General features: G+C 41.3%; 16 protein-coding genes. 11 read left to right on the top strand and 5 right to left on the bottom strand.

Annotated features, from left to right (window positions below):
• Positions 1-209 precede the first annotated feature (209 nt).
• The gene (gene apbC, locus BLP85_RS03860; protein ID WP_092818799.1) at positions 210-1487 is read left to right on the top strand and encodes an iron-sulfur cluster carrier protein ApbC; all 1278 of its coding nucleotides are present in this window, start codon (positions 210-212) and stop codon (positions 1485-1487) included.
• Between the two features lie 172 nt (positions 1488-1659).
• Here apbC and BLP85_RS03855 read toward each other — a convergent pair whose 3' ends face one another.
• Positions 1660-2202: a DUF2062 domain-containing protein gene (locus tag BLP85_RS03855; protein WP_092818798.1), complete on the bottom strand. Its 543-nt coding sequence runs from the start codon at positions 2200-2202 to the stop codon at positions 1660-1662.
• Positions 2203-2478: 276 nt separating this feature from the next.
• Between BLP85_RS03855 and BLP85_RS03850 the strand changes: the two genes are divergently transcribed.
• The 6 genes from BLP85_RS03850 to BLP85_RS03825 all read left to right on the top strand — a co-directional run bounded on the left by BLP85_RS03850 (position 2479) and on the right by BLP85_RS03825 (position 10569).
• Complete coding sequence (locus BLP85_RS03850) at positions 2479-3072, top strand: LysE family translocator (protein ID WP_092818797.1); 594 nt, start codon at positions 2479-2481, stop codon at positions 3070-3072.
• 157 nt (positions 3073-3229) lie between these two features.
• Positions 3230-3799 (top strand): dCTP deaminase, encoded by a 570-nt coding sequence (gene dcd, locus BLP85_RS03845; protein WP_092818796.1) that lies wholly within the window; start codon positions 3230-3232, stop codon positions 3797-3799.
• Between the two features lie 245 nt (positions 3800-4044).
• Complete coding sequence (locus BLP85_RS03840) at positions 4045-6153, top strand: hypothetical protein (protein ID WP_092818795.1); 2109 nt, start codon at positions 4045-4047, stop codon at positions 6151-6153.
• An 11-nt stretch (positions 6154-6164) separates the two neighbouring features.
• Positions 6165-6884: a hypothetical protein gene (locus BLP85_RS03835; protein WP_228143241.1), complete on the top strand. Its 720-nt coding sequence runs from the start codon at positions 6165-6167 to the stop codon at positions 6882-6884.
• A gap of 28 nt (positions 6885-6912) precedes the next feature.
• Positions 6913-9237 (top strand): DUF6160 family protein, encoded by a 2325-nt coding sequence (locus BLP85_RS03830; RefSeq protein WP_092818794.1) that lies wholly within the window; start codon positions 6913-6915, stop codon positions 9235-9237.
• Between the two features lie 39 nt (positions 9238-9276).
• The gene (locus BLP85_RS03825) at positions 9277-10569 is read left to right on the top strand and encodes a hypothetical protein (RefSeq protein ID WP_092818793.1); all 1293 of its coding nucleotides are present in this window, start codon (positions 9277-9279) and stop codon (positions 10567-10569) included.
• A gap of 54 nt (positions 10570-10623) precedes the next feature.
• Here BLP85_RS03825 and BLP85_RS03820 read toward each other — a convergent pair whose 3' ends face one another.
• The 4 genes from BLP85_RS03820 to BLP85_RS03805 all read right to left on the bottom strand — a co-directional run bounded on the left by BLP85_RS03820 (position 10624) and on the right by BLP85_RS03805 (position 17402).
• On the bottom strand, positions 10624-12342 hold the full coding sequence (locus tag BLP85_RS03820) for a proline--tRNA ligase (protein ID WP_092818792.1): 1719 nt from the start codon (positions 12340-12342) through the stop codon (positions 10624-10626).
• A gap of 96 nt (positions 12343-12438) precedes the next feature.
• On the bottom strand, positions 12439-15543 hold the full coding sequence (locus BLP85_RS03815) for an efflux RND transporter permease subunit (protein ID WP_092818791.1): 3105 nt from the start codon (positions 15541-15543) through the stop codon (positions 12439-12441).
• A gap of 27 nt (positions 15544-15570) precedes the next feature.
• The gene (locus tag BLP85_RS03810; protein WP_092818790.1) at positions 15571-16695 is read right to left on the bottom strand and encodes an efflux RND transporter periplasmic adaptor subunit; all 1125 of its coding nucleotides are present in this window, start codon (positions 16693-16695) and stop codon (positions 15571-15573) included.
• Positions 16696-16757: 62 nt separating this feature from the next.
• Positions 16758-17402, bottom strand: coding sequence for a hypothetical protein (locus tag BLP85_RS03805; RefSeq protein WP_092818789.1), 645 nt, complete (start codon positions 17400-17402; stop codon positions 16758-16760).
• A 280-nt stretch (positions 17403-17682) separates the two neighbouring features.
• On the opposite strand from BLP85_RS03805, the gene pilG reads away from it, so the two are divergent.
• The 4 genes from pilG to BLP85_RS03785 are packed head-to-tail and all read left to right on the top strand — an operon-like array spanning position 17683 to position 21118.
• Positions 17683-18066, top strand: a complete 384-nt coding sequence (gene pilG / locus BLP85_RS03800; RefSeq protein WP_086195987.1) for a twitching motility response regulator PilG — start codon at positions 17683-17685, stop codon at positions 18064-18066.
• A gap of 23 nt (positions 18067-18089) precedes the next feature.
• The gene (locus BLP85_RS03795) at positions 18090-18458 is read left to right on the top strand and encodes a response regulator (RefSeq protein WP_092818788.1); all 369 of its coding nucleotides are present in this window, start codon (positions 18090-18092) and stop codon (positions 18456-18458) included.
• Between the two features lie 5 nt (positions 18459-18463).
• Complete coding sequence (locus BLP85_RS03790) at positions 18464-19000, top strand: chemotaxis protein CheW (RefSeq protein ID WP_092818787.1); 537 nt, start codon at positions 18464-18466, stop codon at positions 18998-19000.
• 45 nt (positions 19001-19045) lie between these two features.
• On the top strand, positions 19046-21118 hold the full coding sequence (locus BLP85_RS03785; protein WP_092818786.1) for a methyl-accepting chemotaxis protein: 2073 nt from the start codon (positions 19046-19048) through the stop codon (positions 21116-21118).
• Positions 21119-21124: the final 6 nt, after the last annotated feature.

Below are 21124 nucleotides of genomic sequence, written 5' to 3'. Positions count from 1 at the left end.
TTAAGACTGTTTTATCATATCTATATCGTATGTTCTTTATGTATGCAGACAAGATGTCTTATAGAGCTAGATAAAAACAATATTGAATCGTCCAAGCAGGAGATTCATTTGAATTTATCTTCCCATACTTCCAGCGATATAGAACTATGCTTAACCTTCGCCGCATTTAAAGCTAAACTATGCTGTATGCCCATACTTGGAGTAAACTTATGTCGTGGCTTTCTTCGCTTAAATCTGTGTTTTCACCCGCGCAAGAGGTGAAGGAGGAAGAAATCCAGAATGTGCTACAGGGCTATATCTTGCCCAATTCCAAGCATGCCCTGAAAGACCGGATTACTCAGGTCAATGTAGAAGGTCAGGTATTACAACTCACTCTGCATACTTATCCCGAAGAAGCTGATCATCTGCAAAAAATTCATGATGATTTGGCCGATGCACTGGAAAAATGCGGCATCCGGGAACTGAATATGCATGTTATTCAGCAAAAGCATAAACACGGTGAAAGCTGTTCTAACCCTGATCATGGCAAACAGGGGCATAGCTGTGCAAGTAATGCACAGGCTTCAACGGCAGCTTCAGCGCAAAAACTTCCCCCTGTGGTAGATGCTGCTGGACAAACGGCTCCAGCTGAAAGCAAAGCTGCGGAAGATCCGAATAATCCACCGATCCAGAAACCCGCACCGCAGCAAAGAGATGTGCCCAAGCATCCGCGTATTCAAAATGTGATCTTGGTTTCATCGGGCAAAGGTGGTGTGGGTAAATCGACCACCACCGTCAATCTTGCATTGGCTTTACAAAAACTGGGCTTAAAAGTCGGTGTTCTGGATGCAGATATCTACGGGCCAAGTATTCCGACCATGCTGGGCAATGCCGGACGTACCCCCATGATTGAAGCAGAGAATTTTGTTCCGCTAGATGCATATGGCATGGCCGTGCTTTCCATTGGCCATTTAACCGGAGACCACAACACGCCGGTTGCCTGGCGCGGTCCCAAAGCCACCGGTGCTTTAATGCAGCTCTTTAACCAGACTTTATGGCCAGACCTGGATGTATTGATGATTGATATGCCACCAGGAACAGGCGATATTCAATTAACCCTGGCGCAGCGCATTCCGGTGACAGGCGCGGTCATTGTTACCACACCACAAAATGTTGCCTTGCTGGATGCCACCAAAGGCATTGAACTGTTTAATAAAGTTCAGATTCCTGTAATTGGCGTAGTCGAAAACATGTCGACGCATATCTGTTCTAATTGTGGGTATGAGGAACAGATTTTTGGTACAGGGGGCGGTGACAAACTGGCTGAACAATACCATATTCCTTTACTCGGGCGTTTACCGTTAAATGTGCAAATTCGCGAAAATGCCGATGCCGGTAAACCTTCTGTGCTGGTCGGAGATGATGCTGCGGAAAGTTATATGGCGATTGCCCAGAAAATTGCCGATCAATTGCCAAAGGCAGAAAAGCCACAAAACCGGATTTTCTAATTTTCCTTGTTTAATCCAGCCAATGTCTTTGAAAAGCCCAAGGTTGTTTGGGCTTTTTATATTCTGGATTTAGCTCTTGTTTTTAATAGAGAAAATTCCATAAATCAGTCTGGTTTCATTTTAGTCGTTAAAGAGCATGTGAATAAGCTAAATAGGGTTAAAGATACAATGATTATTGAAAATTTCGGCGCCGTTTATGGTGCTGAATAATATTCCATCGCCACAATAATCGCGTAATTACGAAGAATACAATTGCAAAGATGAAAGCCTCTAGTATCAAGCCGGATAATAAAATTTTCGCCAGGCTCAAGTCGATGTGTCCATGCCCAAAGTGAGTGATAGCATGGCTGATTTGATGCAACACACCCAGCATCATATCCTGATCAATCATATTGACCTGGAAAATTTTGCTGCCTAACCAGAACCCCAAATACAGGATCGGAACCAAGGTAAAAGGATTGGTCAGCCAGGCAAGACATAAGCTCACAGGCAAATTGACTTCAAATAGCAATACGGTCAATACAATCAAAATACTGTGAAAAGGTAAGGGCATCATGCCCCAAAACGTGCCAATAAAAACGGCTTTTGAAATGGACTTTCTGTTCACATACCAAAGTAAAGGATTTAAGGTGCGTTCACCAAAAATCTTCATTACTTTCATCCCTGCAACTTTTTGCGGAGAGGGAAGCCATGACTGAAAGAACTGTTTTGCCATAGAAAGAGGCCGCTTAAGTGATGAGGTATTGTGCCTGAATCGATCCCTGAGGGACAGATCAAGCTGGGTAAATGTAAATGATTAACCTTAAAAAAAGATTTATTGAAATTTTTTTTAACAAATGACTCAAGAGTTAAATGATATTAATGATTTTAATTTATTGAATTTTAAATGATTTTGAAAACAGATTTTAAGTTTTTAAAAGATGTAAAATTTCTGATTTGCTAAGTACAATAAAGTGATTTACTCTTCGCGCACTCTATAGAGAGATCGCATATGATTTCATGGTTATTCATTGGTTTAGTCATTACCATTCTATTGACGCCTGGCCCAACAAATACCTTGCTAGCCTCTTCTGGCATTCAGGTCGGTGTACATAAATCATTGCGATTAATTCCTGCGGAGTCATGTGGCTACTTAATTGCAATTACTGTTTGGGGCTTAATCATTGGTACCGTTTCTGCAAAATTTCCAGTATTACCTATCTTCCTAAAACTTGTGAGTGCCGGCTATATTGTTTTTCTGGCAATTAAACTCTGGAAAACCGCAGATATTGAAGCAAGTTTTAATCTGCCGACGATTCGTCCTCGTGAATTGTTCTGTGCAACTTTACTGAACCCTAAAGCCTTGCTCTTTGCTTCCGCTGTTTTTCCAGGTACAGCATGGCTCAGCATAAATCATTATATTGCGCATATTGTGATGTTCCTGCTTTTAATTGTCCCGATTGCCTTGTTCTGGATTTTTATCGGTTCCATCCTTGCTTCCAATAAAGTACGCTGGCTCAATCAGTCCAATTTACAAAAAACAGCTTCATTGGTTTTATTAAGCTTTTCCATTCCACTCAGTTATTCAGCTCTTTTAAGTCTTTAAATTTTTGAATCTTTAAACTTTTAAGTCTTGAAATTATGCTGATGAAAATGTTCATTTTGTAAAAAATGACATCATCGCCCGATCATTATTTTCATTGTAGCCAATTTCAGTTAAAGTACAGCGCAATAATCGAATTAACTATTTTTGGATTGAAATAATGGCAATTAAGTCTGATCGTTGGATTCGCGAAATGAGCGAAAAACACGGCATGATTGAACCGTATGCAGAAAACCAGGTACGTTATGATGAAGCGGGTGAAAAACTCATCTCTTACGGTGTTTCAAGCTATGGTTATGATGTTCGTTGTGCACGTGAATTTAAAGTATTTACCAATGTACATTCAGCAATTGTCGATCCAAAAAACTTTGATGAAAAAAGCTTTATCGATATTGAATCAGACGTCTGCATTATTCCGCCCAATTCATTTGCCTTGGCCCGTACCGTCGAATATTTCCGTATTCCGCGTAATGTTTTGACAGTATGTCTTGGTAAATCGACTTACGCACGCTGCGGTATTATTGTAAACGTCACGCCGCTTGAACCGGAATGGGAAGGTCATGTGACACTGGAGTTCTCTAACACCACCAACTTGCCGGCACGTATTTATGCAGGTGAGGGTGTAGCGCAAATGTTGTTCTTTGAATCGGATGAAGTATGTGAAACCTCCTATAAAGACCGTGGCGGTAAATATCAGGGACAAACCGGTGTAACGTTGCCGAAAGCATAAAGATTATAATCAATTGAATAAACGGACCATTTGGGTCCGTTTATTTTTTATGCGATTCATTCATCGGAAACTGGGTTCATTCGACCAGTTTTTTTTGCAATTGCAATAATATTCAGCATAATAAAAAGTTGTACAGACTTGGTAATAACATTGTCGTCATGACAAATAAGTAAAAATTAGGCATACCAAGCATAGGATGAATTAAAAATAATGATGCGGAGCATCTGATAAAAAGGAAGGTCGTGATGACTCAAAGTTGGAATAATGCAAGATTTAAAAAATCTTGTTTGGCGAGTATGCTCGCAGCTTTACTTAGCCCATCAGTTTATGCACTTGAATCTTTGTCAGATGATCATCTTTCTGAAACCACAGGTGAAGGGGTTGCACTGGCTCTTGAAAATTTCAAGATGGTCTTTCAGGGCCCAAACGAAATTTCACAAGCTTCAAGTTATGGCAAAGGAATTACCGATCCAGGACAGTATGATACGGGCTTTATCCGCATTATTCCGACCGGTGAAAATTATGAACTGCTGGGTCAGCGTGCTTACACAAAAATCTATAATCAAACCTATACCGATGCTTACTTAAGCGGGAAGGCTGCGAATTATAATGGTGTTTACGAAACTACTTATCAATCTGCTTATAATACTTATAGAACAAATAATTATACTGCCGTTAACACAACTGTAAAGAACGATTATACTGCTGAATATCGGGGTAACGTGGTACAGAGTTATATCGATTCTCCTTTAATGAAGCAATATTATCAACAACGTTATGATGATTATTATAATGGGAATGTGTGGCCATTAAGTGTAACAGATGATGGTACAACTGAACCGGGTGCTTTGGACTCGACATTAGGGATAAAGAGTAAATCTCAAGAATATGCTACAAAAAATACATTAGAGATGATCGAATTGCTTTATGGTAATCGTTCAACTGAAAGCATACCGTCAACCACCTATTCACAAAGTGTAACCAGGCAAAATGTAATTGATAACGTTCTTGTTAAGAATCTATTGGATGCTAAAACACAAGAAGTGCTCAATCAACAAGCCGCTGAATATGCGAAGAACCAAGCTACTACAGCAAGTAATACTGCACTTGCTGCGGTTGAAGCTGAAGCCATTCGATTGGCAAAATTGGCAGCAGCTCAAGCTACAGTGGGAAGTTTAAGAACCAAAGCAGACGTATTTATTTATGGCCTGGCCCTGTCTAAAAGTGACGGGTCCTTGAGCACCCGATACAGTAATCAAGGTTTTAATTGGGGAACTGCAGCAAATCCATGGCTGATTCGTGCAGGTAATGTGGATACGATTCAGTTTGCAAAAGGCAATAAGGCCAATGTGGGTTATATTGCATTGGAGGCACCTTTAAAGTTAAAAGGTACAGATACCAGTGATACTTTTAAATTGGGCTTCTGGAGCGATATTTTTTCACGTCAATTAAATTCAAGTAATACTGTAGATCCCTTAACTGGAGCACCTACTTCTGGTCTGGATAAAGATTATCGTTTGAGAACCCAGTTTATTGCCAATGGCTTGAATTTAAATGGGTCACAAGTTCGGTTATTCCAAACATTACCAGCGACGAGCAATGCCAATTACAATCAAACTTTAGGCATGGCTGCAATTTTACGTCTAAATACTAATGATGATCCATCCACGCTAAAAGCAACGGATTCTAATTTGGATGCTCGTGGAATTAGACTCAGTACTGCTGCCAAAAAAGGTCCGGACAGTAATCCTGATTTATATGATGGCACAGCAGTCACTCCAGCTATTGACCGCTCATTAGCTCCAATATTTAATGATGTGGAAGGAATGTATTTATATAGTCCCAATATCAACTTGGTATTAGGAAATATGTATCAGCCTTTTATTTTAGGGTCTGAAGGCAATAATATTATTTTAGAAATTACCCGTATTCCAAATGTGCCAGAAATATATTCACAAATTTATACTTATTATAGTGACACAGACTCAACCACTGTGTTGAAAGATAAAAATAATCAGAATATTGCGATGGTCGATAAAGATGGAGTGACCTACACGACACTTTCTAGTTATTTAAAAGGTTCAACCTGTAATGTTTATAGTTGCGGTACTGAAATTGCCACGACTGCAAATAATATTACTACGACTTATCAAGGTCGAAATGCAACCCATAATAGTATTACGATTGGTACGGTAGAACGGTCAGCTACAGGCAATTTGTTAAATGCAAACAAAACTGCCGATGCAACCGGGGTGGTCTTTAAAAATATTAATGGCCAGGCGACAAATTTAGGCTCGGTTGCAATTGATGGTGTGCTCATTCAGCACCTAAAAATAAAAACAACAGGTTTATAGGAGAATAGGCTATGTATCCACGTGTTAAGACTTCTATCCTGAACCTGGTTTGTTCAATTTCTATACTGGCGTTTATCCCTATTACCAATGCACAGTTAGTGGGTATGGACAATCATGAGATGACTGATGTATCAGGACAAGGCGGTGCAGATTTAAGTTGGACTCTATCGTTAAATCACCGTTATGCTAAAGATTTATCTCTAAAAAATATTTCAGTTTTTGATGCAACAGGTAAGGCCACAGAGGCATTTTATTCTTATAGTTGTACGGACAATGTATTTTGTCGTTTAGCGATTGCACCGAATAATCATAAAGATGCTATGGGTAATAAAAAATGGTTGGTTTTTAAAGGCATTCAAGGCACTTTACAAATTGATAAGTTTTCATTAGATGGTTCGACCATTATAAACCGTGACGGTAATCCTCAAACTGCATTACAAATTTCTTTTTTTGATGATAAGCCCCTTAAAATTCGAAATTTAGGTTTTAATACTTTGGCGGTCGAAACAGGCACTTCAAGTGCTGAGGGTTATGCCAATAATATGATTTATACTACCTATACAGAAAAAAAGTCTGATGGAACTACAGTTCCTGGCTTAGATGTCCCCATGTTTGATAAAAATACAGAAAAAGGCTTTATGGGCTTAAATATGCATGGCAATTTGCACATGTCGGGCAATTTAAAAATATTCAGTTTTAACTGTACAGGTGCTGGAACTGCGCGCTGTTAATTGAATAAAGCCAAATAGGGATATAAGAATGAAAAAAATAACAAAGTTAAAAATGCTTACGGCGAGTATTTTGATTGCACAGCAAAGTTATGCATTTGAGCAACTTTCTGATGACTCTCTTGGTTCGGTAACAGGGCAAGATGGTATCACTATTACGCATGAGATCTCCAAGGCAACCATTAATGCTGTCAACTGGGTGGATTCTTCTTCAAAAAGCAATCCTGGCGATTCATTGCAACGCCCTGATACCATGAAGCTTGGTCTGAAAGATGTAACCCTGTTAGGTGTCAATAATCAATCGATTGTTTCTAAACTTGACTTTGATGTCGGTACAACAGCTCGAGGGGCGGGAATTCGTATAGAAGCGAACATTTCTCCATTTGAATTAGCTGTTAAGGATGTCATGTTACTGTGCACTGATGCAACTAAATGTCAGACTCCTCAACAAAGTTTAGGTTCTCTTGATATCAAAACCAGTTCACCGCTTCGCGTACTTCTTCAAACGCAAGCAGGATTATTCAATCGAGATGAAACGGCACACCTTAATTTTCAATTACAAAATGCCAGTATCAGTCATGGGCTAAACGGGCAAAAGCTCACTTTGAAAGACTTTAACTTCAATTTTTCTGGTGATGGCTATATGTATCTGAGTTCTTATCAAGAAAGAACATCAAACAGCTACATGGATGAAGGGATTGTCCTGACCACGAAGAGTCGTGATGGTGCCACGGATCATGTTGTGATGTTGGGAAGAGTGGATGACAGTGATCCAGTTGCCAGTGCAAATCCACAGCCTGGTCGTGATACCGTACACTCATCAAGAACCACGGCAACCAATCCAGGGATAAATATTGACCTGCGTTATGGCAGTGATCCGACTCAGCAGCGAAATTTAATTCGTATGGGAGCCTCGGGTGCAGTCACCAATGCCACAATTTTCTTAAATGCCAATCAAAGTGGGATCACCGATTTTGGCCGTACCTCAACAGCGACATTAACAGGTTATGATGCGGTAGGGTTGGGTGGACTGCATTTTGGTGTTTCTGCCGATTTCACCCGTGAAGGGAATACGATTTTAGGTACTAATCAGACCCCAACAACCCTTGAAATTGGGCATACAGGTAATGGAAGTTATGCGATTGAGTTTTCCAATTTATCACCTTTAACTGTTCGTAATTCGAGTACTAAAACAGATGTAAATACCAAAAATGCCTATATTGATTTTGGTGACATTTATATTAATGCGATACAGGCAAAAAGTTTAGATTTTTTAATTAACGATAAAATTAAAAAAACTTTAGGGGTGAGTGGTTTAGTTCAGACACAGCAATTATCTTCTCTTGAAAAAGGGAATGACTTTGCACTGATTGCTATACGCGGTATGGATTTTCAATCGATTGCACGTAAAGCACGGTTTATTGCAGATAACTCTTTGGCTGAAATTACCAATGATACCAGTAGCTGGGGAATTGGTATCCCTATTTATAATTTGAATGCCAATGTCGCACTTGCAGGCACAGAATATACATCGAAAGTGGATGCTGGGACCAAAAAAGGAATAGCCTACAATGTGATGGCAAGTACCGATGGGTATGGAATTGACAAAAAAACAGGTGCAGCGAGTACAACATCGTTAATTTTAATCGATGGAAAGAAAGGACTGCTCAATGAAGAAGTAAATTACTATGCTGGTTTACGTAATATTGATGCATTTGTCAAAGCCAAAGGCGTGATTGGTTATGAAGAGCAAGGAATCTATATTAGTGCCGATGATTTACTGGTTGCTGCCAGCGCAGAAATTGCGATTGGTCAATTACCTGGTTCACTCTATAACTGTACCACTGGCTCTGCTAAATGTGGCAGTGTCGTGCCTGTTGATAATTTCGCCCGTAAAGATGATGTGCTGACCTCCATCGCCTTTAAACTCGATGGTAAAGGGGATTTGTTCATCATTCCCGGTATGAATGATAATGCAGAAAATAATTTCTTATCTTTCCGTGCCAATTTTGAATTTAATGCTTTATCAGACACAGATAAATTGAACCCAAATATTTTGGGGAGCTACTTTAGTTTGATTAACGAAGATGTCGATGCGAATAATACAGTTATCAAAACTTCAAGTATTAATTTTAATAAATTGCAAGGTGCTCTAGCACTTGAATCACGAGTCAAGATGCAAAAAGATACCGTCATATTTGATAATAAAGTGGATATTAATCCAGCTAAATCTTTGAATCAGGTCTTCAGGACTGAATTATCAATGTCAACCACGCCGAATCAAATGCAAAAGATGGCAGATATTGCAATTACAGGTGGAAGTATAAGAAGTAATTTAGGGATTACTCCACGTTAATCTGCTTGAGAATAAATAAAAGAATAGGGATAGAATCTTATGAAAAAAATATTATTGGCAAGTTTGATTGTTTCATCTATTGCAATACCAGGTTTAGGTCATGCAATGGTGGCTATGGATGATGATTCATTATCTGGTGTAAGTGGTCAGGCATTATTGTCTATGGAATATAATGCAGGTTATAACGTTATTGATGCTAAAGGACAAAATGTAGACCAGACGAATCTAGGGTTTTATAAATTGGGTCTGGAAGCTGAAATGGAAATCAACGCCAATATTAAAAAGCTGCAATTAGGTTGTGGTGGGGTAAATGGTATTGGCAAATGTGATATTGATATTGATAATATTTCTTTAAGTGGTTTGCAAGGCGCAAATTATACTTCTGATGATCGTGCAGCAAGCTCAGCCCTTATTACTAATCCATTTGTTGAGTTTGCTATTAAAAATCCAAAATCTGCTTCTACTCGTGAGGTATTGGGCTTTCGTTTAAGTGCTGAAAAAATTGCTGGCTTAATGACAATAGGAACAGAAAATAGCAGTACGCCGAATGGGATTAACTCCTTTAGTGGTTATATGAAAACCAAAGCCTCTTCTGGAGTAGCAACCACAGATCCAAGGGTGATGAATTATGCTGCAACGGGTCAGTATATTGAAGGTGCTGTAATAGGAACATTGATTGGTATCCCTTTAGAATTACATTATAAGTCAAATGATTATTCATTTAACTTAACTTCAACAACAGCACCTTTTACCATTCCATCTACAATTGTATCTGGAACACGTCTGACTGAGGCAGTCCTAAAAGGAACGGGAACGGTAAATAAAATCGATTTTGCTGGACCTTTAGCTGCACAGATTTCAGCATTGGGTTTAAATTTAACACTTGATAAAGACATTACCGGCTCTTTAACCGGCTTGCAGACTGATATTACAGTGAACCAGAATTTAGGTTTGATCCATTCTTTGTATCTAAATAACGCAAGTTCATTATCGCTACAGACACAGCAAATATTATGGCCAGGTGCATCGGTTGCTGCAAATCGAGGATGGTGGTTAGCAATTGAAGATGAAGTGGATTTAGGGAGTATCAGTCCAACAACCAATGTAAAAATCACCGACGAAGTGCTTAAACAAACAATTGCAGGGATTAATCATGATTTAACCTCTAAGCCACGTCCCTGTGGGGATTTGCTTATCGGATGTGTTGCCACTGCAGCGCTTGATGTGGGTGAAATTAAGAACCCTGCAGTGATTAATTTTCCATTACAAAACTTAACCTTGCAAGGGCAGAACTTTAAGTCAAACTGTTTCGGTGGTCTGAAATTCTGTTAATCCTAAAACAAAAAAATCCCGCTAAATGGCGGGATTTTTTATTTTAAGGAGCAATTACTTTGCAATTTTAGCCAGTAATTCTTCTTTAGAGATATTTACAGATTCAGCATCGGTACGGCCTTTATATTCAAAGGTACCAGCATCCAGACCTTTTTCACCAATTACAATACGGTGTGGAATACCCGTAATTTCAAGGTCAGAGAATTTCACTCCTGGACGCTCGTCACGGTCATCCAAAATTACGTCATAACCCGCAGCTTGCAGTTCTGCGTACAGTGTTTCTGCGGCTTCCAGAGTACGTGGTGATTTATGGGCATTCATAGGCACAATTGCCACTTCAAACGGTGCAATTGCAGAAGGCCAGATAATCCCTTTGTCATCAAAATTTTGTTCAATGGCAGAAGCCACCACACGCGTTACTCCAATACCATAGCAACCCATGGTTACGATCATCGGTTTACCGTCTTTACCCAGAACTTTGCAGCCTAAAGCTTCAGAGTATTTTTTACCCAGCTGGAAGATGTGACCGACTTCAATACCACGCTTGATTTGCAGCGTACCTTTACCATCTGGAGATGGATCACCTTCAACTACATTACGCAAGTCATAAACTTCCGTAAAGGTTGCATCACGTTCCCAGTTCACACCTGTTGCATGTTTGCCGGCTTCATTGGCACCGGCAACAAAATCAGAAAGCACAGATGCTGCACGGTCTACAATCACGGTAATACCTTTTTCAACCAGACCCTGCGGACCAATGAAGCCAGTGATTAAACCAAGTGCTTGAATTTGAGCTTCAGATGCAAATGTTAAAGGTGCCGCGATTAATGGATGCTTTTCAGCTTTAATTTCATTCAGTTCATGATCGCCACGAAGGAATAAAGCAACAACTGGGGCTTCTTTGCCTTCTTCAGTTGCCACACCTTGCACCAATAGTGCTTTTACAGATTGTGCAGCATCAGTACCCAGGAAGTTTGATACATCCGCAATGGTTTTTTGAGCTGGTGTATCCACCAGTTTTAATTCTTGAGTTGCAGCTGCGCGTTCACCCACCAGTACAGCTTCTGCCATTTCTACATTGGCAGCATAATCAGATTCTGTAGAGAAGGCGATATCATCTTCACCACTTGATGCCAGAACGTGGAATTCATGCGAACCTGAACCGCCAATTGAGCCAGTGTCTGCCTGTACTGGACGGAAGTCTAAGCCCAAACGGCTAAAGATACGGCAGTACGTGTCATACATCACGTCATAAGTTTCTTGCAGTGAGGCTTGATCGATATGGAAAGAGTAAGCATCTTTCATGATGAATTCACGTGAACGCATTACGCCAAAACGTGGACGTACTTCATCACGGAATTTGGTTTGAATCTGGTAGAAATTGATTGGAAGCTGCTTGTAACTTTTCAGTTCGTTGCGCGCAAGATCAGTGATGACTTCTTCATGGGTTGGGCCAAGTACAAAATCATTGTTATGACGGTCTTTAAAACGTAAAAGCTCTGGACCATATTGCACAAAGCGGCCTGATTCTTCCCAAAGGCTCGAAGGCTGGGTTACTGGCATGAAGACTTCAAGCGATCCGGCACGGTTCATTTCTTCACGTACAATCGCTTCAACTTTATTTAGCACACGTACGCCCATCGGCAACCAAGTGTATAAACCCGAAGCCAATTTACGAATCATCCCCGCACGTAACATGAGCTGATGTGAAATCACTTCAGCATCATTTGGGGTTTCTCTTAACGTAGCAAATAAAAAGCGACTCGCGCGCATGGAAACTGTCCTGATAATTAAGCATTAAAGCATAAGATTATATGATAAAAAATGAGGTGAACATTTCAGAATGTCACCTCAAAGTTATGGCTTTTATTATGCCATGATTTTTCGGATTTGGCGCGTCATAAAATTCTTCAAGTCATCCAGATAGGTAAAGATAACGGGTACAACCACCAGCGTTAACAATGTGGAGGTAATGACGCCGCCAATCACGGCATGCGCCATAGGGGCACTTTGTTCGCCCCCTTCACCCAGACCCAGTGCCAGGGGAATCATCCCCATCACCATGGCGCTGGTGGTCATTAAAATAGGGCGTAGACGGGTTTTACCCGCTTCAATAATCGCCTCATAACGATCAACCCCACGATCCATGGCTTTTTTAATGAAGTCAATCAGCAGGATGGCATTCTTGGTCACCAGTCCCATCAGCATGATAATGCCAATAATGGAAAACAGGTTCATGGTGGAATTAAACAGGAATAAAGCCAGGAATACCCCAATCAGCGAGAGGGGAAGGGAAGCCATAATCGCAGCAGGGTGAATGAAGCTGTTAAATTGTGAACCCAATACAATATAGATAAACACAATGGAAAGGGTAATGGCGGTTAAGGCATAGCCTGCCGATTCTGCCATGTCTTTATTCGCACCTTGGGTGGCAAAGCTATAGCCGGGTGGTAAATCAAAATTATCTTGAATTTTTTTGATATCCGCACCGATATCGCCTGCCGGTCGGCCGGCGGTATTGGCTTCTACCAGTACTTCACGGGCCAAGTCACGCCGGGTAATCTGCGAAGCGCCCAAGGTTTCGTTAAACGAAGCCACACTTGCCAGCGGTATTAATATCGGCTGACCAGAGGCATCGGTTTTTTGTGAGTTCAGATAAAGATTTTGTATATCGCTCGGCAAGGTACGTCTGTTTTCAGTCAGGCGAAGATTAACATCATAGATTTCGCCTTTTTCATCTTGCCAGGTGGTGACATCATCACCTGCAATTAAAGGACGGATAACATTGGCAATCTGATTGACAGAAAGACCCAAATCACTCGCCAGGACACGATTGATATGAACCGCCAAGGTGGGTTTAGGTTCTTTAAGCGAGCTTTCAAGATCGACGATCCCTTCAATTTTGGAAATTTCTGCCAGAAAGCGATCGGAGATTTTTTGCAGTTCGTTCAGGTCGGTGCCTTTAATGGAAATCAGGATCGGCTTTTGACCGCCAGAAACAGTTTCATCTGCCGAAGCCACCGAGGTAATGGTAATGCCCGCTACGCTTTGCAAGCGCTGGCGAAACTCGTTATTCAGTTGAGTCAGGGTTTTCTCACGTTCCAGGCGAGGGGTGACCTTGATCCGTATACTGACATGGTTTTTACCTCGATCTGTTACCCCGTTGATAATGCTATAAGTATTACGTACATCTGGATGCTGGCGAAGAATATTTTCCACTTGCAACAACTTGGCTTGTGAATATTCGAGTGAGGCATCTACAGGCGTTTCAAATTTAATTCGAATTTCATTTTTATCTGGAACAGGAACAAATTCCGTGCCAATCAATTTGGATAAACCCAATGCACCAAAAAGTGAAGCGACCGCAACCATCAAGGTTAAAATACGGAAGCGGAGTGCCAGCTTTAACAGCTTTTCATAATAATGGCTTAAATGATCAAGCTTGTTGGAGATCCAGTTGAAGAAGCGCTTGATTCTGCCGGGTCGTTTATTGGGATCATGTTTTTCAGCCCAGTGCGCAGAAAGCATAGGATCGAGTGTAAAACTGACAAACATCGAAATCAGCACGGCAGCGCTGACCGTAACCCCAAACTGATAGAAGAATTTACCGATAATCCCGCCCATAAATGCAACCGGTAAAAATACCGCGACAATGGTCAGGGTAGTAGCTAAAACCGCCAGCCCGATTTCTTTGGTGCCATCTAGTGCTGCTGTAACCGCATCTTTGCCCATATCGGCATGACGGACAATATTTTCCCGCACCACAATCGCATCATCAATCAGCAGGCCAATACTGAGGGATAAGGCCAGCAAGGTCATCATGTTGATGGTGAAGCCAAAAGCCCAAATAAAGGTCAAGGTACCGAGCAGGGAAATCGGTAAGGTCAGTCCGGTAATGGCTGTGGAACGAAAAGAACCCAGGAACAGCAAAACGATCAGAACAGCAAGCACTGCACCTTCAATAATGGTGCGTGCCACATCCTGAATACTGCCACGAATACCCCGGGAGCTATCGACGGCAACTTTCGCCACAGTACCCTCGGGTAGCTGTTTCTCGATTTTCGTCATGGCTTTATAGGTGGCATTGACCACATCAATCACATTGGAATCCGAATTACGCAGAATATCAATCGCGACCGCAGCTTTACCATTTAAATAAGCACTGGATTCCAGATCGGCTTGACCATCTTCAATACTTGCCACCTGTTTTAGAAAAATAGGAGCACCATTTTTATTGGCAATAATCAGGTCACCAAATGATTGCGGGTGAATCACTTTGGATTTGATTTCCACCACCAGTTCAGACGTCGGCTGTTTTAAGGTGCCTCCCGGAACTTCAATATTTTCACCTTTCAAGGTATTGATGACTTTATCTACACCAATGCCAAAGCTTTGCAGTTTTTGCGGATCGACCTCAATACGAATCTGGCGTTGAGCATCTCCCAGCAAGTTCACTGTACCCACGCCCGGCACGGTTCGAAGTTGCGGGACAATCTGCTGACTTAAATAGGAACTTAAGTCTCGTAACGGCATGGTCTCCGATTCAAACACGATCGACATCACCGCATTGGCGGATGGGTCATAACGCTCAACGATAGGGTCTTGAATTTCATCACGGAACTGGGCCGTTACAGGAGAAATCTTATCGCGAATATCCTGTGCGGCTACCGCAGAAGACACGTCCAGATTGAATTCGACAATAATGGTCGACAGCCCTTCACTGGACTGGGAAATAATCTGTTTTAAACCCGAAATGGTATTAATCTGGTCTTCCATTTTTTTGGTAATTTCAGATTCAATGGTTTCAGGGGAGGCACCCGGATAGGAGGTATAGACCACAACAAAAGGGAAATCGACATCGGGAAATTCTTCTACGCCCATCCGTTGCCAAGATGCCAGCCCCAGTACCAGTAAACACAACATCATCATGATGGTGAAAACAGGATATTTAACACTAATTCGGGTAAACCACATAAGAACAATCCTGTACTTATTTTTTTATTATTTATTGATGATGACCGCTTGATGAATGTCCAGGTCATTAAATTTGATACGGCTAATCTGGTCAGCGTCTTGCAGTCCTTGCACGACAGCCAAATTGTCCCGATAGCGCTGTTCCAAGATCACCAGAGGAACTTTTTCAATTTTGTTCTGGCGGATCACCCATACATAAGGCTTATCTTTGATATTCTGGATCACATCGAGCGGAATAAGCTGACCTGAAACCTGCGTCGAAGCCAGAATGTTGCCTTCCACAAATGCACCGATACTGAGTGAGTTAATGGTTTCATTCGGTCTGGCAAAAAATTCAATCTGGCGGCTGACAGGATCAGCAATAGGAGAGACTCGAGATAAAATCGCCGTTAGTTGAGCTGGATTACCTTGAATGGTGTATTCAATACGTTGTCCAACTTTTAATGCGGACTGCATGTCACTTGGTAATTTGGCCTGAATTTCCAGTTGACTTGGATCCACGATTTCAAACAGGGTCTGACCGGCAGCAACCGTTTGGCCTGCATCGACCTGGCGCTGTGTAATCACTCCGGAAATAGGGCTATAAATGGTGCCTTCACGCTCGGCCTTCTGGGCAATATTCACATTTGCCTGCTGTGCGTGCACATTTTCCAGTTGCGCCTGATAGTCAACATGAGCCTGTTCATATTCAACTTTGGAGATGAAGCCTTGATCCAATAAGCGCTTTTTGCGCTGCATCATATTTTTAGCCAGACTGGCCTGAGCTTGTGTCGCTGCCAAATTGGCCTGAGCTTGCGCTAAGCGTGCCGCATTGTCCTGATTATTCAGGCGAACCAGTACTTGACCTTTAGAAACCGACTGTCCGACCTGTACATAGACTTGGGTTACGGTAGCAGTGACCTGAGCCTGTATGCTGCTTTGATTAACTGCACGAAGTGTACCGGTAAAAGCACTTTTAGCGATAGAAGTGCCATTCTTCACAGAAACTAAATCTTTTTCAATTAACTCGATTTTTTTTGTGGTTTCTACAGGTTTTTCTATTTCATTTTTTTGGCAAGCGGTCAGAAGTAGACTCAAACAGAGGAAACTGGTACTTAAATATTGCGTATGGTCCCTTAATTTAGATTTATTTGTATGCTGTCCAGGTAGCATGTAGGTTCATCCTTTTTTTATTTATTGTGGCTTAAATTAAGCACTTCACATAATAAATGCAATTATTCCAGCGCTTTTAAGCGAGCGATAATATTGTCGTATTCTGCTTGTGTTTTTCGATAGTTTATTTGTAATGATTGAATCATTGTTCTTTTTGCTTCAATATTCTTTTGATTATTCTCGATGGTAGTTTTCAAGCTGACAGGAATGTTTTCAGCCTTACGTAAATGTTCAATCTGCTGACGCTTAAAGTAGATACGGTCAGTCTGTAATTGTTTTAACTGGTCTTGCTGGAAGGCAATCTGCTTTTTAATGTTGCCCAATGCGTCATTACGTTTTGCCAGTGCAACCTGGCTATTACCATAAGCTTTTTTTAGTTTTAAGTCAGTTGCCTGCTGCTTGGCGTGGGCTGCACGCTGGGGGGCCTGTTTGATGTCGGCTTCAGTATTATAGGCACGATTACGCCGGATGACCTGCATATTCTGATCTAGGGCTTCGTAGCCATGGCGAATATGGTTGGGGGTGACATTGGTACTAATATTGGCTACCCCTTTACTGTCGTAGTAGCGATACCAGGTGGCTTTGGGTAGTGGATTTTCAGCATATGCCACTGCTGCCTGCAAAACGAGAAAAGAAAGAAAAATGAATCTAAAGTTCATTTTTTTTTGTGCAATGAAAGCAAGTTTGTATTTAAACTGACTTTGCATTGTTACCCCCGAATAAAAGTTGACTAAATTACTTATTTTAAAAGCAATAAATAGGCTATATTAGACTTAAAATAAGCAATAAAAAACCTCTGTCTGTCAAAAAAAAATCATTGGTCGATAGAAAGTGTGAAGCTGTTATTGAAAATAAAAAAAAGTGAGTCTTTCTGCGGAAAATGTTCATTGAAAAGGCAAGTAAAGATATGTTAAAAATGTTCGTAACTTGTAATAAAATTTTTGACTAAAATTGTTTGTACATTCTAAAAATGGGAAGGATCATTAAATGGACGAAAAATTCCAAAATCTAAAAGTGATGGTGATTGATGATTCAAAAACCATTCGTCGTACAGCAGAAACATTATTACAACGTGAAGGTTGTGAAGTTGTGACCGCAGTAGATGGTTTTGAGGCTTTGGCAAAAATTGCTGAAGCAAATCCGGATATCGTTTTTGTAGATATCATGATGCCACGTTTAGACGGTTATCAAACTTGTGCATTGATTAAAAATTCGCAGAATTATCAGAATATTCCAGTCATTATGCTGTCAAGTAAAGATGGTTTATTTGACCAGGCAAAAGGTCGTGTTGTAGGTTCGGATGAGTATTTAACTAAACCTTTTAGTAAAGATGAATTGTTAAACGCAATCCGTAATCACGTAACAGCATAAGTTTATTTTTATTGGGGAAAAGCATGTCACGTATTCTTATCGTTGATGATTCACCTACAGAAACATTTCGTTTTAGAGAGATTTTAACCAAGCATGGCTTTGAGGTGATTGAAGCGGCAAATGGGGCGGATGGTGTCACAATGGCACAAGCAGAATTGCCAGATCTGGTGCTTATGGATGTGGTCATGCCTGGAGTAAACGGCTTTCAGGCGACACGTCAGATTGCCCGTGGTGCTACGACCAAACACATTCCGATTGTGATTGTCAGTACTAAGGATCAGGCAACTGACCGCGTTTGGGGAAAACGTCAGGGGGCAAGTGATTATTTAACCAAGCCTGTAGACGAAAACCAATTAATTGATGTGATTAAACACCACCTCAATGCAGGATAAGCTCTATGGCAGCAAATGGATTTATCGAATTACTTCGGCTGGCTAAACGTGGCAATAAAAACTACGTTACCACTGAAAATGAAGTAAACCGATGGTCAGGCATTGCTTTTGAGATGATGGGACAATATTTTGTTGCCCCTTTGGGTGAAGTATCTGAAGTGATCTATCCACCAAAATATACACCAGTTCCCAATACCCAATCATGGGTGATGGGGCTGGCCAATATTCGGGGACGTTTACTTTCAGTCGCTGATTTGGCGCATTATATTTCCGGACATCGAAGTCAGTTTTCACCGACTCAAAAAGTATTGTGTATTAGTCATAATGACCATTATGTCGGTTTGGTGGTAGATCAGGTTTTGGGGATTCAACACTTTAATAAGAAAAGCTTCTTTTCTAAAAACAGTGAATTAGATAGCAATTTACAAGAATATTGTCAGGGATATTTTTATCAACATAATCAGCACTGGCATGTTTTCTTATTTAGTCGTTTATTGCAAAACCCAAAATACATGAATGCCTCTGTAAAATTTATAAATTAATAGTCGCAAGCTAAAGAATGATAGCGCAACTCGGGGAGAAGCTGGATGGGCTTTAAACTTAAAAAGAAGAATACAGGTGAAGGCACCGGCCGTAAGGACGGGAATGCTTTATTAGCAAAGATTCAATCACAAACAGAGCAATTATCACGTGTATTTGGTGACAGTGAAAAGTCCAAACCATTGATTTTGGGCGCAGCATTTTCTCTGACCGTAGCACTATTCTTATTATTATACCTATTCTATAGTGTGCCACGTAATAACGAATTGACACGTAGTGTGGGTGATTTGCGTCTATTGTCACAAACCATTTCACGTCAGGCGACTGATGCAACGGCTTCGGGAACCAAAGAGTCGATTGATAAATTAATTCAATCGCAAAAAGAATTTGCTGAAAATCTGGAAACGGTTAAAGACATTCATCCACATACGGGTGCATTGGTGGACGTGGAAAAGCAGTGGAAATCATTATCTGAAGGGATTGATTTAATTTCGTCTCAACAAAAAATGATTAACAAGCTGTACGATACCAACATTGCAATTGGCGAATCAATTCCAGGAATTCAGGCAGAATATAACCTGATGGTCGACCAGATGGCACGTCAAAACATGCCGTCTAACCAGGTTGTTATTGCGAAAAACCAGGTATTCATTGCAGAACGTATTTTACGTTCGATCAGTTCGGTGCTTACGGGTAATGATAACTCGCGTGAATCTGCGGATGACTTCAGTGCTGACACTGAAACCTTCGGTTCTTACCTGAATGCACAGCTCAATGGTAGTACAGAACTGGGTGTAGAACGTATTACCGATCCGGCATTGCGTGAATCACTGGAAGGGATTAAAAGCGAATATGATGATGTACTAAAATCAGCTTCTGCAACGATTCTTTCAAACTCGGCTCAAATTGTAAAAGTACGTCAAGCTTCTGCTTCAATTTTTGCCCAGTCAGATGAATTGTTAACTAACCTGAATAAACTATCTAGTGGTTCAAGCCTGGCTATTGCGCTTCCTGCCTTGCTTTTAATCTTGTGTTTGGTCGCTTTCCTGTTTGCAGTATTCAAATTACTTGCATTACGTGGCCAGTCAGATAAACAGCGTGTGGCAAGCCTGCAAGAAGAATATGACCGTAACCAGAACGCGATTTTACGTTTACTGGATGAAATTGCCGACTTGGCGGATGGTGACTTGCGTTCATACGCAACGGTATCGGAAGATTTTACCGGTGCAATTGCCGACTCCATTAACTTCGCGATTGACCAGTTACGTGACCTGGTATCGCGTATTACTGAAACGTCTCAAGAGGTTGCGCAGTATACGGCGAATACCCAGGGCATTACCCACCAGCTTGCTGAAGCATCTGAACACCAGGCACAAGAGATTGCCGGTGCATCTGCCGCGATTAACGAAATGGCGATGTCTATTGACCAGGTATCGGCAAACGCGGAAGAATCTGCAGTGGTTGCGGAGCGTTCGGTACAAATTGCTGCCAATGGTGCAGAGGTTGTAAACCGTTCGATTGAAGGTATGGACACCATTCGTGAGCAGATCCAGGAAACGTCTAAACGTATTAAACGTCTGGGTGAATCTTCTCAGGAAATTGGTAACATCGTTGCCTTGATTAACGATATTGCCGACCAGACCAACATCCTGGCCTTGAACGCTGCAATTCAGGCGTCGATGGCAGGGGAAGCTGGTCGTGGTTTCGCCGTGGTAGCCGATGAGGTACAGCGTCTTGCGGAACGTTCAGCTTCTGCAACCAAACAGATTGAAGGTCTGGTAAAAACCATTCAGACAGATACCAACGAAGCCGTAATTTCGATGGAACAAACCACATCAGAGGTTGTTCGTGGTGCAAGCTTGACCAAAGATGCCGGCGTGGCACTGGATGAAATTCAAACGGTATCCAGCAACCTGGCGAAATTGATTGCCAGCATTTCGGACGCTGCAAAACTTCAGTCCGCTTCAGCTGGTCACATTGCGACAACGATGAATGTTGTACAAGAAATTACTTCGCAAACAACAACTGCAACTTTCGATACAGCACGTTCGGTATCGGAATTGGCAAATATGGCCGAATCATTACGTGAATCTGTAACTGACTTTAAATTACCTGACTAAGTTAAT

Origin of the sequence: Acinetobacter kookii, from assembly GCF_900096895.1 — a bacterium.
Lineage (GTDB): Bacteria > Pseudomonadota > Gammaproteobacteria > Pseudomonadales > Moraxellaceae > Acinetobacter > Acinetobacter kookii.
Note: the sequence above shows the minus strand (reverse complement) of the source record. Positions and strands in the feature narration are given on the sequence as shown.

Bases quoted from the DNA above. Each gene is read 5' to 3' on its own strand.
- apbC (WP_092818799.1), top strand. From the start codon at position 210: ATGTCGTGGCTTTCTTCGCTTAAATCTGTGTTTTCACCCGCGCAAGAG.
- BLP85_RS03855 (WP_092818798.1), bottom strand. From the start codon at position 2,202: ATGGCAAAACAGTTCTTTCAGTCATGGCTTCCCTCTCCGCAAAAAGTT.
- BLP85_RS03850 (WP_092818797.1), top strand. From the start codon at position 2,479: ATGATTTCATGGTTATTCATTGGTTTAGTCATTACCATTCTATTGACG.
- dcd (WP_092818796.1), top strand. From the start codon at position 3,230: ATGGCAATTAAGTCTGATCGTTGGATTCGCGAAATGAGCGAAAAACAC.
- BLP85_RS03840 (WP_092818795.1), top strand. From the start codon at position 4,045: ATGACTCAAAGTTGGAATAATGCAAGATTTAAAAAATCTTGTTTGGCG.
- BLP85_RS03835 (WP_228143241.1), top strand. From the start codon at position 6,165: ATGTATCCACGTGTTAAGACTTCTATCCTGAACCTGGTTTGTTCAATT.
- BLP85_RS03830 (WP_092818794.1), top strand. From the start codon at position 6,913: ATGAAAAAAATAACAAAGTTAAAAATGCTTACGGCGAGTATTTTGATT.
- BLP85_RS03825 (WP_092818793.1), top strand. From the start codon at position 9,277: ATGAAAAAAATATTATTGGCAAGTTTGATTGTTTCATCTATTGCAATA.
- BLP85_RS03820 (WP_092818792.1), bottom strand. From the start codon at position 12,342: ATGCGCGCGAGTCGCTTTTTATTTGCTACGTTAAGAGAAACCCCAAAT.
- BLP85_RS03815 (WP_092818791.1), bottom strand. From the start codon at position 15,543: ATGTGGTTTACCCGAATTAGTGTTAAATATCCTGTTTTCACCATCATG.
- BLP85_RS03810 (WP_092818790.1), bottom strand. From the start codon at position 16,695: ATGCTACCTGGACAGCATACAAATAAATCTAAATTAAGGGACCATACG.
- BLP85_RS03805 (WP_092818789.1), bottom strand. From the start codon at position 17,402: ATGCAAAGTCAGTTTAAATACAAACTTGCTTTCATTGCACAAAAAAAA.
- pilG (WP_086195987.1), top strand. From the start codon at position 17,683: ATGGACGAAAAATTCCAAAATCTAAAAGTGATGGTGATTGATGATTCA.
- BLP85_RS03795 (WP_092818788.1), top strand. From the start codon at position 18,090: ATGTCACGTATTCTTATCGTTGATGATTCACCTACAGAAACATTTCGT.
- BLP85_RS03790 (WP_092818787.1), top strand. From the start codon at position 18,464: ATGGCAGCAAATGGATTTATCGAATTACTTCGGCTGGCTAAACGTGGC.
- BLP85_RS03785 (WP_092818786.1), top strand. From the start codon at position 19,046: ATGGGCTTTAAACTTAAAAAGAAGAATACAGGTGAAGGCACCGGCCGT.